A 12,805-nucleotide genomic window follows, 5' to 3' on the forward strand; every position below is an offset into this window, starting at 1 on the left:
TTAGTGTTAAAATTACGAAATGTTTCTTGAAAATACAGTAAATCATAAAGAACAATTTGGATGGATTGAAGTTATATGCGGATCTATGTTTTCTGGAAAAACCGAAGAACTCATACGCAGACTAAAGCGCGCACAAATAGCAAGACAAAAAGTTGAGATTTTTAAACCTGCCGTTGATACCCGTTATAACGAAGAAATGGTAGTATCTCATGACGCCAATGAAATTCGATCTACCCCTGTTCCTGCCGCCGCAAACATACCTATTTTAGCTGACGGCTGCGATGTTGTTGGTATTGATGAAGCTCAGTTTTTTGATGATGAAATTGTGCGTATTTGCAATGATTTAGCGAACAAAGGGGTTAGGGTTATTGTAGCAGGTTTAGATATGGATTTTAAAGGTAATCCTTTTGGCCCCATGCCATACTTAATGGCAACAGCCGAATATGTAACCAAAGTACATGCCGTTTGCACAAGAACAGGAAATTTGGCACAGTATAGCTATAGAAAAAACAAAAGTGACAATATTGTTTTACTTGGTGAAGTAAATGAATACGAACCTTTAAGTAGAGCTGCTTATTACAAAGCTATGGCCCGCGATAAAGTAAGAAGTATGAAAGTTAATGACGCTGAAGAAATAAACTCTAAACCTAAAGATTCTAATGCCTAAAGCACAAGAAACCGTGCTTGAAATTGATTTAAAAGCACTTCAAGATAATTTTCAGCATCTAAAATCAAAATTAGAACCTCATACCAAATTTTTAGCAGTAGTAAAGGCCTTTGCTTATGGTAGCGACGCCAGTGAAGTTGCTAACTTTTTACAAGATTTAGACGTAGATTATTTTGCTGTAGCTTATATTAATGAAGGTATAGCTCTTCGAAATTCTGGTATTACTAAACCTATTTTAGTCTTGCATCCGCAAACGACAAATTTCGAATTATTAATTAAACATAACTTAGAACCAAGCCTTTACAACAAAAAAATACTTGTAGAATTTCTAAGTTTGATTTCTGATAAAAAATCTACTGATTATCCCGTTCATATTAAGTTTAACACAGGTTTAAATCGATTAGGGTTTGGACAAGATGATGTTAAATTTATAGTTGATGAAATCAATAAAAACAATACTGTAAATGTGAAATCCATATTTTCTCATTTGGCAGCTAGCGAAGATTTAAATGAGACATCATTCTCACTAAACCAGATCGAGACTTTTAAAAAAATAGCAACTCATTTTGAACATAAAATAGGATACAAACCTATGCTTCATATGTGTAATACTTCTGGGGTTTTAAACTATCCTGAAGCTCATTTCGACATGGTGAGATGTGGTATTGGTTTATATGGTTTTGGTAATTCTGAAAAAGAAAACCAATTCTTAAAACCTATAGCCACACTAAAAACGGTTATTTCTCAAATTCATCATATCGAAAAAGGGGCGTCTGTTGGTTATAATCGTGCCTTTAAAAGTGAAAAAACAGTTAAGACAGCAACACTACCTATTGGACATGCTGATGGTATTGGCAGACCGTATGGAAATGGTAAAGGTTTTGTAACCATTCGCGGTAAACAAGCACCAACAATTGGTAATGTTTGTATGGATATGATTATGGTTAATATTACCAATATTGATTGTGAAGAAGGTGATGAAGTCATTGTTTTTGGTAAAGCCCCATCTGCAGAAACGTTAGCCTCTAACGTAAATACAATTTCGTACGAGCTGATAACTTCTATCTCTCAACGAGTTAAGCGAACCTACCTAAAATAAAAGCATTAACAAATGTTAAAGTTTTTCGTTATTTTTGGAATTCACTAACTAATAAATTTACAATTATGTTAAAAGAATTTAAAGAGTTTGCCATGAAAGGCAACCTAGTAGACATTGCCGTTGGTTTTGTTATGGGTGCCGCATTCAAAGAAGTGGTTACAGCATTTACTGGAGGTATTGTATCTCCGCTAATAGGATTAATATTTGATGCAGATTTTAAAGACTTAAAACTGGTTGTAAAAGAAGGTGTTGTAAATGCAGAAGGTGTTATTGAAGGTGAAGTTTCGGTATTATGGGGTGCTTTCCTAACCAATGTAATAGACTTTATAATCGTTGCCTTTGTAATGTTCTTAATTGTAAAAGGCGTTAATAATATGAAGAAGAAGGAAGAGCCAGCTCCAGAAGCTCCAGCAGGTCCTACTCAAGAGGAATTACTAGGAGAGATTAGAGATTTATTAAAGAAATAACTATTTGTTAAATAAATAACACCGTGTTATTTGTTGTTAAAAAGCCCTTGTTTTAAGAAAATGAGGGCTTTTTTTAGATTTTAAACTGGAATTAATACTTAATTTTGTCCTCACAAAATAATTAAAAGATAGAAATATTTTCGGTGCAGAATTTCAAACCAGAAAAAATGTTCTCAAAACTATTTCCTCTTACAGATTACAGATTAATGCTAATAAATATTTAAAAATGAAAGTAGCTGTTGTTGGTGCCACTGGTATGGTAGGCGAAGTGATGTTAAAAGTTCTTGCAGAACGTAATTTTCCTGTAACTGAATTAATTCCAGTTGCTTCGGAAAGATCAGTTGGAAAAACATTAACCTACAAAGGAAACGATTACAAGGTTGTTGGATTAGAAACAGCAGTTTCTATGCGTCCAGATATCGCATTGTTTTCTGCAGGTGGAGATACTTCTTTAGAGTGGGCTCCTAAATTTGCTGAAGCCGGCACTACTGTTGTTGATAATTCTTCGGCTTGGAGAATGGATCCAACCAAGAAGTTAGTAGTTCCAGAAATAAATGCGAATGAGCTTACAAAAGCAGATAAAATTATAGCAAACCCTAATTGCTCCACCATTCAATTGGTTATGGCATTAGCACCACTTCATCAGGCCTATAATATGAAACGTGTTGTAGTTTCAACGTATCAATCGGTTTCTGGTACTGGTGTGAAAGCGGTTAGACAATTAGAGAATGAAATTGCTGGTGTTGAGGGAGAAATGGCTTACCCTTACCCAATTGGTAGGAACGCATTACCTCACTGTGATGTTTTTCAAGATAACGGGTACACTAAAGAGGAAATGAAATTAGCAAAAGAGCCTCAAAAAATATTGAATGACAGAACATTTTCAGTATCGGCCACAGCTGTTCGAATTCCTACTGCTGGTGGGCATTCAGAATCTGTAAATGTAGAATTTGAAAAGGATTTTGATTTATCTGATGTGCGTAAATTGTTAAGCCAAACTCCAGGAGTTGTTGTACAGGATAATACGGATACCAATACTTATCCTATGCCTATTTATGCGCATGACAAAGATGATGTTTTTGTTGGTAGAATAAGAAGAGATGAAACACAACCCAATACTTTAAACATGTGGATTGTTGCAGATAACTTGCGCAAAGGTGCTGCTACTAATACAATTCAAATTGCTGAATATTTAATTGAAAATGAATTAGTATAGACTATTAATTCTTAGCGTATTATATCCGAAACTCCTGTAAAACATACAGGAGTTTTTTGTTTATTTTTGCAGCATTATAAACTTCATCAATCATGACTAAATTAATAACCGATTTTTAACATCTTCTTTTAATCGCAGGAAGTAAAAACAACACTAACCAAACCAATACTATTACCGTGAATTACCCAGAAACTAAAACTGTTGACACCATAGATTCTTATTTTGGTGTTGAAGTAAAAGATCCATTCAGATGGCTTGAAGATGACAGAAGTGAAGACACAGAAAACTGGGTAAAAGCACAAAACAAAGTCACTTATAACTATCTTGATCATATTCCTTTTAGAGCAGATTTAAAAGAACGCCTTTCAAATTTATGGGATTTTGAAAAAATAGGAGCTCCTTTTAAAGAAGGTGATTATACATATTTTGCTAAAAATGATGGTCTCCAAAATCAAAGTGTTTATTACAGAAAAAAAGGGAATACTGACCCAGAACTATTTTTAGATCCAAATACGTTTTCCAAAGACGGCACAACTTCTCTAGGGCTATTAAAATTTTCAAAAAGTGGCAAAATATTAGCATATTCTATTTCTGAAGGCGGTAGCGATTGGCGTAAAATACTAGTTATGGATGTTGAATCTAAAACAATTATTGAAGACACTATAGTTGATGCTAAATTTGGAACCATTTCTTGGTATAAAGATGAAGGGTTTTATTATTCAAGTTATGATAAACCCAAAGGTAGTGAGCTCTCGGCAAAAACAGATCAACATAAAGTATATTATCACAAACTTGGAACTAGTCAAGACGAAGATCAATTAATTTTTGGCGGAAAACCAGAAGAGAAGCACCGTTATATTACGGCAACAGTCACCGAAGATGATAGGTACCTCGTATTAACACCTAAAATATCAACATCTAAAAACAAGCTATTTATAAAAGATTTAACCCAACCTGAAAGTCTATTTATACCCATTTTAAATCATACTAAAAGTGATACTTATTTACTCGACAATTCTGGTAGCAAATTATTTCTTGTAACTAACCTTAACGCTCCCAATAAAAAAGTTGTAACTGTCGATGCGTCAAATCCTACTTCAGAAAATTGGACAGATCTTATTCCAGAAACTGAACAGGTATTATCAGCTTCAACCGGGAGTGGCTATTTATATGCACATTACATGGTGGATGCTATTTCCAAAGTTATTCAATACAATTTTGATGGAACATTAGTAAGAGATATTAAACTACCAGGTTTAGGAACCGCTAGCGGATTTGGAACCAAGAAAGAAGAAAAAACAGATTATTTCTATTTCACAAATTACAATACACCATACAGTATTTTTAAATTCAATGCAGATTCAGGGCAAACCGATTTGTATTGGAAGCCGGAAATAGCCTTTGAGAGTAATGACTATGAAAGCAATCAAGTTTTCTATACCTCAGAAGATGGCACAAAAATTCCGATGATGATTACCCATAAGAAAGGTTTGAAACTCAATGGTAAAAACCCAACGATTCTTTATGGTTATGGTGGATTTAATATAAGCCTAACACCTGCATTCAGCGTAACCAATGCTGTTTGGATGGAACAAGGTGGTGTTTTTGCGGTCCCAAATTTACGTGGAGGCGGAGAGTATGGTAAACAATGGCATGATGCAGGAACTAAACTTAAAAAACAAAATGTATTTGATGACTTTATTGCGGCTGCAGAATATTTAATAAGTAATAATTATACATCTTCTGATTATTTGGCCCTTAGAGGAGGGTCTAACGGAGGCTTATTAGTTGGTGCTGTTATGACACAACGACCTCATTTAGCCAAGATCGCTTTACCCGCTGTAGGCGTTCTAGACATGTTACGTTATCACACCTTTACGGCAGGTGCTGGTTGGGCTTATGATTACGGGACTGCGGAAGAAGATAAAGCTATGTTTGAGTATCTTAAAGGTTATTCTCCTGTTCATAATGTGAAACCCAATATTGAATATCCTGCTACCTTAATTACGACTGGAGATCATGATGATAGAGTTGTGCCAGCACATAGTTTTAAATTTGCGGCTGAATTACAAAGTAAACAGTCGGGAACAAACCCTACCTTAATTCGTATCGAAACTGATGCAGGCCATGGAGCTGGAACACCAGTAAGTAAAACAATCGAGCAATATGCCGATATTTTCGGGTTTACACTTTATAATATGGGGTTTGAGGTTCTGCCCAGTACAGTTACTGAAAAAATAAAAGATTAGGATTCTATCTGATACATTTAAAAACACGCACGCATATAGCAGCGTGTTTTTTTATGCTATTTTTGCCACGCTATGTTAAACGTAAAAAACCTCACCTTTTCATATAATAAAATTCCTGTTTTAAGCAACGTTTCCTTTAAAGCAAAAAAAGGAGAAAACATTGCCATTATTGGAGAAAGCGGATCTGGAAAGAGCACCTTATTAAAGGTTATTTATGGAGAATACGACTTAGACAATGGTCAGATCTTTTGGAACGACAATCGTATTTTAGGTCCAAAATTCAATCTTGTGGTGGGTTATGATTTTATGAAATACGTCGCTCAGGAGTTTGAATTAATGCCTCCGCTTTCAGTGGAAGAAAACATAGGGAAGTTTCTCTCTAATTTTTATCCTGAAGAAAAAAAGAGACGTACTGCAGAACTTATTGAAGTTGTAGAATTAACCGCTTTTTCAAAAACTAAAGTAAAAACGCTTAGTGGCGGTCAAAAACAACGTGTTGCTCTGGCTAGAGCATTAGCCAAAGCACCTGAAATTATATTATTAGATGAACCTTTTAGTCATATTGATAATTTCAAAAAACAAAGCCTAAGACGAAGTGTTTTCAAATATCTAAAAGAAAAAAATATTACATGTATTGTTGCTACCCATGACAAAGAGGATGTTCTAGGATTGGCAGATAAAATGATTGTACTTCATGAACATAAAGTTCTTGCGCAAGATATGCCTCAGGTACTATTTAAAAACCCAAAAACTCCTTTAATCGCTTCTTTTTTTGGTGAGTTTAACATTATCAATAACGACATCGTTTATGCGCATCAATTACAAGTAGTACCTAAGTCAAACTTAAAAGCCATTATTATTAAATCTTATTACAAAGGCCATTATTATTTGATAGAGGCGAAAATCAATAACTCTAAAGTATTTTTTGAGCATCCAACAGAACTAAAAAAAGATGCACTTGTATTTGTTGAAATTTCGAAATAAGCTAATTGTCAAACTTCTTTAATAAAGCAGGCAAATAAAATATATCCGTAATTAACGCGATACTCACAGTTACCGCACAAAGTAATCCAAAATCTCTCACAGAGGGTACAGCACTCGAACTGATAATTAAGAACCCTGCGACCAGTGCTATAGTTGTTGAAAACAAGGCGGTTCCGGTATATGTCATAGCGCTATTAATCCGTTTTTCTGAAGTTCCACTCACTCCTTTTACACGCTTATATTTGTAAACAAGGTGAATCGTATCATCCATGGCAATTCCAAGCATTATAGGGGTAATCATAGCCGTTGTTACATCTAACGGAATATCAAGCAAGCTCATAAAAATAGCTAGAATCACCAACGGTAACACATTCGGAATCAAAACCAAAACAGTTGTTTTAAAATTTCTAATAAACACCCATAAACACAAAAACCCCACTAAAAAAGCTGCAAAAAAGGATTTAAACTGCGTTTCCAATATAAAATTATTGAGTTGCGCAAAAACTACCGCAAACCCATTAATTTTAAGATTATATTTTTTGGTGTCGAAAGTACTTTCAAAATCTCGCTTAATATCTGCTAACATTTGCTCTAACTGCGAAGTTTTCATTTCTTTAAAACTAACGGTAATCCCAGCCGATTTAAAATCATCTGAAAACAGTTTAAAAAAACTATTATCATCACGATCTACAGAAGCTAATGCACGTTCTATATCATCTTGAGAAACACTAGATTGAATAAGGATAGGATTCCGTTTTTCTAAAAAAGACTTAATATCAATTATTGAAACAGGGGTTGCTATAAGCACATTTTTTTCTAGTTTTTTCTGAAATGTTTCTAAACGGGCCATCGCCTCTTTATTTAACATGGGCTTCCCTGAAACAGCGGAAATATCCAATTGAAGTCTAGAACTCGATTGAAGTTTAAGCTCCACATGTCTTAAATCCTGTTTAGCCTTTCCTTCAGCTAAAAGGTCTAACGAATTTGTGTCAATTTTCACTTGAAAAACAGCAAATACACCATAAAGCAAGACCAATGTAAACCCAAGTATAATGGTATTTTTATATCTTGAAGTTAATTGGTTTAACCAATTAACAAATTGAGTTTGACTAATAACTTTAGAAGAAAATACAGGTTTCGATGTTTCAAAATTTTGAGGCATAAAACTAAAACCAATTATGGTAATCACATAAACTAAAAAGAAACTTAAGACTAAACCAATACAAGTAAAAACACCCATGTTTTTAAAAGCAGGTAAGGGCGATAAATACAAAGCAAAATAACCTACAAATGTAGTAAGAGTAGTATAAAAACAAGGTGTAAGGCTTTTTCGTATCACCAAAGTAATTAACCTAATTTTACTTATGTTATGTCCTTTTAACCCTTCTCTGTGGTATATATTTATAATATGTACCGCATCGCTTACGCTATACACCATAAGTATGGTAGGAATAAGCATTGATATCATATTCAAGGCAAAGCCCAAAGACGTAATTATGCCAAACAACAGTGTTATGGGAATAGCCACTGATAATAAGGACACCAGTAAATAGCCTTTACTTGGCAGTAAGAATAGCAGCATTAATGTAATAACAAGAACGGTTAATACACCAAATAACATACTCTCTTTATATATGCCTAAACTATAAGCTTCGTTTAAAACAGGAGGTCCTGTTAAATAATAATTTGAGTATGATTTTTCAATAATCGCTCTAATTTCACCAGCAATAATCTCCCGTTTAGATTCTATTAATGGTGTTGGATTAAGTTGAATATAAAAGAATTGGTTTTTTAAATCTCTGGTTACAAGTTGATATGCAACACCTGGTAACTTGGCATAGAGACTTTTTAATGCTTTTTCACTTCTATTAGGATTGTATAACTCATTAAAAACAATTTTACCATTGGAGTAAATCGGATACCTTGCTTTGGCTAAACTAAATGATGCTTTGACATAAGAAAGTGAATCTATGGCTTTATGGAGATCTAGTAACTGTTTTTTTTCAGCAGTACCAATAGCATTACCAACAGGAAACATGGCAACAAAAATTTCGTCAGACCCAAATTCTTCTTGAAAATCTATATATGCTTTATAACTAGGATCATCTTCTAAAAACCAAATGGACAAAGAGTTATCAACACTAAGTTTTTTAATAGTTTGCACACCTGAAATACCAAATAAAACAATCAATAATGAGATTATTAAAAGGCGATATTTAATGGTCGCCGTTATAATATATTCTAACTGTTTCATCAATACAATTTGTGCAACAATTTAACTAATCCTTACCATATTTTAGTTATTGTAAAAGTACTATTTCTAAATTGAACATGATTACCTACTGTTTTAGATAGTAATAATTTAGCTATAGGTGTTGATGCCGAAACAGCGTAAAATTTTACGCCTTTAACCATAATTTCTCCAGCACTTATGGCAATGAAATAATTTAAATTTGAAGTAAATACCACAGAACCAAGACCTACCTTCTCTAAAGATTTATCGATATCAATTTTAGAAAGTGTCTCTTTTACTTTTTGAATTTCTACCAATTGATTACCAGCCTTTTCTCGTTCAAGATGTAGCATGGCTCTACCCGTTTCATACTTGTCTCCTGCACTACTTTTAGTTTCAGTGGTTAAGGATATTTGGATATCTTTAATTGTCGATTTTATAGTTTCCAATCTACCTTCAACAAAAGCAGAACAAAAACGGTATAAGTCCTTTTTAGTATTTAAGTTTTCATTCATTAGTGTTTAGTAAAGTCTAAAGGACCAAAATAACCCATTTGCCTTACAATCCATACTTTTCTAGACTCAATGTAAGTTGTAGCTGGATTTGCCTTATATTTTCGCGGACTGGGCAAAATAGCAGCAATGGCAGCTGCTTCGTATTTTGTTAATTTTATGGCCTTTTTTTTAAACCAATTTTGAGATGCTAACTCTGCTCCATAAATACCATTTCCCATTTCAATACTATTCAAATAAACCTCAATGATTCGTTCTTTTGACCAAAATAACTCAATGAGAAATGTAAAATATATTTCAAAACCTTTCCTCAACCAGCTCCGATGTGGCCATAAAAAAACATTTTTAGCTGTTTGCTGACTTATAGTACTTGCCCCTTTTAATCGTTTTCCTTTTTTATTGTTATCAATAGCCTTTTTAATAGCCCCGTAATCAAACCCATTATGATTTAAAAAATTTTGATCCTCACTACAAATAACAGCAAGTTGTAGGTCTTTAGAAATCTCACTTATGGAAACCCATTCATGTTTAATTATTTTAGGACTATCAGGCTCAAAATACCGAATTACCATTAACGGTGTAAGTGGTACAGGAACCCATCTAAATACAAGTACCAAGCCCACTGATAAAATTATAAACCAAAGAACTAGTTTGAACAAGAACTTAAAAAATCGTTTCAACATTTATTCAATTAAGTTTGATAATTCCTGACCAATACTACTGCCAATTGCTACACCCATACCCCCAAGGCGCACGCCGCAATATACATTATTACTAAGCTGTTGTACAATTGCTTTTTTTTGATTTCCAATTCCCATAATTCCACTCCATCGATGCTCTACTTCAAATGTTGTATTGGGTAAAAGCGTTGTTCTTAATATCGTATCCAATCTATCTTGAATTAGCTTTGTCTGATTTAAAACAGTAGTTTCTTCTCCTTTAAAATCGAGGTTTCTGCCCCCTCCTAATAAAATACGATTATCAATATTTCTAAAGTAATAATAGCCTCTATCTAAATGAAACGTTCCTTTTATATGAAGATTTTCTATGGGTTTAGTTATTAAAACTTGAGCTCTAGCTGGCTTAACCGATTTATTTATTAATTGCGATGCAAACCCATTAGTTGCAATAATTAATTTTGAAGTAGATATCTGAAATACATTGGTTTCTACTTTCACGGATTGAGACAATTCTAAAAAGCTTTTAACTTCAATAGCATTTAAAATTTTAATACCATTTGATTGTGTCTTCTGTAATAAAGCTTCCATCATGTAACCCGTATCAATCTGACCCTCAAATTGATTAAATATATATTGTGGTTTTATGTGTTTGAAATTAAAAATGTTGTCTTTTAAGCTAAATAGTGAATCTCTAAATATAGGCTTGAGTAGTTTATTAATTCGCTCTTTATTTGACAAACAATCCTCAAACAAATCATTATCACCCTTTGAAAACAACTCATACCCCCCTAACTGTTGATAATTTAAAGTTTTATCTCCCAAGGTTTGTCTTAATAATTTCAGTCCGTCTGAGCGTTTTTTAACTAATTGAAAAACCTCTTCTTCAGAATGCGTTTTTAAATCATCTAGCAATTCGCTTAAGCTACCAAAACATGCGAACCCTGCATTTTTGGTACTTGCCCCTTGTGGCAATAGGCCTTTTTCAAGTATTAAAATTTTTGACTTTGGGAAACGCTTTTTTAAGTCTAAGGCACAACTTAAGCCCACAATACCACTACCAACAATGCAGAAGTCAACATGAGATAACCATGATTTTATTTCCCAATAGGATAAATTCATAAAGCTAAGTTAGAATTTTAAATTGAAATTTTTACCGCGTTAGGGATTGAACGGCATGTTTGAAATCCCCGACGAAGAAGGGATTGCGTAGTGAAAGCCCGATCCTTTGGGTAATGCCAAAAAAAACTCCGAAAAATTAATTTCGGAGTCTTTATTATTTATTAATCAACTTGCTTTTCGATTACAAAGTCTTCCATGAATTTTGTGGTATAATTACCAGCTAAATAATCTGGATGCTCCATAAGCTGCCTGTGGAATGGAATAGTAGTTTTAATACCTTCTATTACGAACTCATCTAAAGCACGTTTCATTTTATTAATGGCTTCTTCTCTAGTTTGTGCCGTTGTAATTAACTTGGCAATCATAGAATCATAGTTTGGAGGAATAGAGTACCCTGCATAAACATGGGTGTCTAAGCGCACACCATGACCCCCTGGGGCATGTAATGTTGTAATCATACCTGGGGATGGTCTAAAATCATTAAACGGGTCTTCCGCATTGATTCTACATTCTATAGAATGTAACTTAGGTGCATAATTTTTACCAGAAATTGGCACACCTGCAGCCACCAAAATTTGTTCTCGAATTAAATCGAAATCTATCACTTGTTCTGTGATAGGGTGCTCCACTTGAATACGCGTATTCATTTCCATGAAGTAGAAATTTCTATGCTTATCTACTAAGAACTCAATAGTTCCAGCTCCCTCATATTTTATATATTCTGATGCTCTAACCGCAGCTTCACCCATTTTTTTACGAAGTGCCGTAGTCATAAACGGAGAAGGGACCTCCTCTGTTAATTTTTGATGACGACGTTGAATAGAACAGTCTCTTTCTGATAAATGACAAGCTTTACCACTTGAATCTCCAACAACTTGAATTTCAATATGTCTTGGCTCTTCAATAAGTTTCTCCATATACATATCGTCATTTCCAAAAGCCGCTTTTGATTCTTGTCTTGCAGAATCCCAAGCATCCTTCAAATCTTCTGGTTTAAACACCCCTCGCATACCTTTACCTCCACCTCCGGCAGAAGCTTTTAGCATTACGGGATACCCTGTTTCTACAGCAAGTTTTTCACATTCAGCAAAATCTTTGATAACACCATCACTACCTGGCACACATGGTACGCCAGCAGCTTTCATGGTTTCCTTTGCATTGGCTTTATCTCCCATTCTATCAATCATCTCTGGTGAAGCGCCGATAAATTTTATACCGTGTTCTTCACATATTTTTGAAAACTTAGCGTTTTCCGATAGAAACCCATATCCTGGGTGAATAGCATCTGCATTAGTAATTTCGGCAGCAGATATGATATTAGACATTTTCAAATAAGACTCTGTACTAGATGGTGGTCCAATACAAACAGCTTCGTCCGCAAACTTTACATGCAGACTTTCTTCATCGGCAGTGGAGTAAACGGCAACTGTTTTAATGCCCATTTCCTTACAGGTTCTAATAACACGAAGTGCTATTTCCCCTCTATTGGCTATTAATATTTTTTTAAACATAACATTTTGAATTAAAAATTTCAAATTCCAATAGCCAAACTCCAAATATTGGATTTTGAGCTTTGTAT

Annotated in this window: 11 protein-coding genes; 6 read left to right on the forward strand and 5 right to left on the reverse strand. The window is 34.1% G+C overall.

The genetic code is table 11. The features are described 5' to 3' along the window. The first annotated feature begins 19 nt into the window (after nt 1-19). The 6 genes from Q0857_RS03175 (at nt 20) to Q0857_RS03200 (ending at nt 6,682) form a co-directional block, all read left to right on the forward strand. The gene (locus Q0857_RS03175) at nt 20-667 is read left to right on the forward strand and encodes a thymidine kinase (protein ID WP_298532043.1); all 648 of its coding nucleotides are present in this window, start codon (nt 20-22) and stop codon (nt 665-667) included. Then, a complete protein-coding gene (gene alr, locus Q0857_RS03180) occupies nt 660-1,766 on the forward strand; it encodes an alanine racemase (protein WP_298532045.1) in 1,107 nt (368 codons plus the stop codon). The genes Q0857_RS03175 and alr overlap by 8 nt, the downstream gene beginning before the upstream one ends. A 65-nt stretch (nt 1,767-1,831) precedes the next feature. After that, a complete protein-coding gene (gene mscL, locus Q0857_RS03185; protein WP_298532047.1) occupies nt 1,832-2,233 on the forward strand; it encodes a large conductance mechanosensitive channel protein MscL in 402 nt (133 codons plus the stop codon). 226 nt (nt 2,234-2,459) lie between these two features. Continuing rightward, the gene (locus Q0857_RS03190) at nt 2,460-3,449 is read left to right on the forward strand and encodes an aspartate-semialdehyde dehydrogenase (protein ID WP_298532050.1); all 990 of its coding nucleotides are present in this window, start codon (nt 2,460-2,462) and stop codon (nt 3,447-3,449) included. A 176-nt stretch (nt 3,450-3,625) separates the two neighbouring features. Further along, nucleotides 3,626-5,698: a prolyl oligopeptidase family serine peptidase gene (locus Q0857_RS03195; protein ID WP_298532053.1), complete on the forward strand. Its 2,073-nt coding sequence runs from the start codon at nt 3,626-3,628 to the stop codon at nt 5,696-5,698. 72 nt (nt 5,699-5,770) lie between these two features. Beyond that, nucleotides 5,771-6,682, forward strand: a complete 912-nt coding sequence (locus tag Q0857_RS03200) for an ABC transporter ATP-binding protein (RefSeq protein ID WP_298532056.1) — start codon at nt 5,771-5,773, stop codon at nt 6,680-6,682. A 1-nt stretch (nt 6,683) separates the two neighbouring features. Here the strand turns inward: Q0857_RS03200 and Q0857_RS03205 are convergent, their stop codons facing one another. From Q0857_RS03205 to accC, 5 genes are all read right to left on the reverse strand, one after another. Continuing rightward, on the reverse strand, nt 6,684-8,936 hold the full coding sequence (locus Q0857_RS03205) for an MMPL family transporter (RefSeq protein WP_298532058.1): 2,253 nt from the start codon (nt 8,934-8,936) through the stop codon (nt 6,684-6,686). Nucleotides 8,937-8,968: 32 nt separating this feature from the next. Then, nucleotides 8,969-9,430: a 3-oxoacyl-ACP synthase gene (locus Q0857_RS03210; protein ID WP_298532059.1), complete on the reverse strand. Its 462-nt coding sequence runs from the start codon at nt 9,428-9,430 to the stop codon at nt 8,969-8,971. Further along, nucleotides 9,430-10,110 (reverse strand): monofunctional biosynthetic peptidoglycan transglycosylase, encoded by a 681-nt coding sequence (gene mtgA, locus Q0857_RS03215; protein ID WP_298532062.1) that lies wholly within the window; start codon nt 10,108-10,110, stop codon nt 9,430-9,432. Before mtgA ends, Q0857_RS03210 begins: the two co-directional genes overlap by 1 nt. Then, complete coding sequence (locus Q0857_RS03220; protein ID WP_298532064.1) at nt 10,111-11,226, reverse strand: FAD-binding oxidoreductase; 1,116 nt, start codon at nt 11,224-11,226, stop codon at nt 10,111-10,113. A 161-nt stretch (nt 11,227-11,387) separates the two neighbouring features. Further along, nucleotides 11,388-12,737, reverse strand: a complete 1,350-nt coding sequence (accC, locus tag Q0857_RS03225; protein ID WP_298532065.1) for an acetyl-CoA carboxylase biotin carboxylase subunit — start codon at nt 12,735-12,737, stop codon at nt 11,388-11,390. Nucleotides 12,738-12,805 lie beyond the last annotated feature (68 nt).

It is taken from the genome of uncultured Algibacter sp. (genome assembly GCF_947495925.1).
Lineage (GTDB): Bacteria > Bacteroidota > Bacteroidia > Flavobacteriales > Flavobacteriaceae > Algibacter_E.

What these genes read in the sequence shown, in the direction of transcription:
- Q0857_RS03175 (WP_298532043.1), top strand. Translation starts at nt 20, where the DNA reads ATGTTTCTTGAAAATACAGTAAATCATAAAGAACAATTTGGATGGATT.
- alr (WP_298532045.1), top strand. Translation starts at nt 660, where the DNA reads ATGCCTAAAGCACAAGAAACCGTGCTTGAAATTGATTTAAAAGCACTT.
- mscL (WP_298532047.1), top strand. Translation starts at nt 1,832, where the DNA reads ATGTTAAAAGAATTTAAAGAGTTTGCCATGAAAGGCAACCTAGTAGAC.
- Q0857_RS03190 (WP_298532050.1), top strand. Translation starts at nt 2,460, where the DNA reads ATGAAAGTAGCTGTTGTTGGTGCCACTGGTATGGTAGGCGAAGTGATG.
- Q0857_RS03200 (WP_298532056.1), top strand. Translation starts at nt 5,771, where the DNA reads ATGTTAAACGTAAAAAACCTCACCTTTTCATATAATAAAATTCCTGTT.
- Q0857_RS03205 (WP_298532058.1), bottom strand. Translation starts at nt 8,936, where the DNA reads ATGAAACAGTTAGAATATATTATAACGGCGACCATTAAATATCGCCTT.
- Q0857_RS03210 (WP_298532059.1), bottom strand. Translation starts at nt 9,430, where the DNA reads ATGAATGAAAACTTAAATACTAAAAAGGACTTATACCGTTTTTGTTCT.
- mtgA (WP_298532062.1), bottom strand. Translation starts at nt 10,110, where the DNA reads ATGTTGAAACGATTTTTTAAGTTCTTGTTCAAACTAGTTCTTTGGTTT.
- Q0857_RS03220 (WP_298532064.1), bottom strand. Translation starts at nt 11,226, where the DNA reads ATGAATTTATCCTATTGGGAAATAAAATCATGGTTATCTCATGTTGAC.
- accC (WP_298532065.1), bottom strand. Translation starts at nt 12,737, where the DNA reads ATGTTTAAAAAAATATTAATAGCCAATAGAGGGGAAATAGCACTTCGT.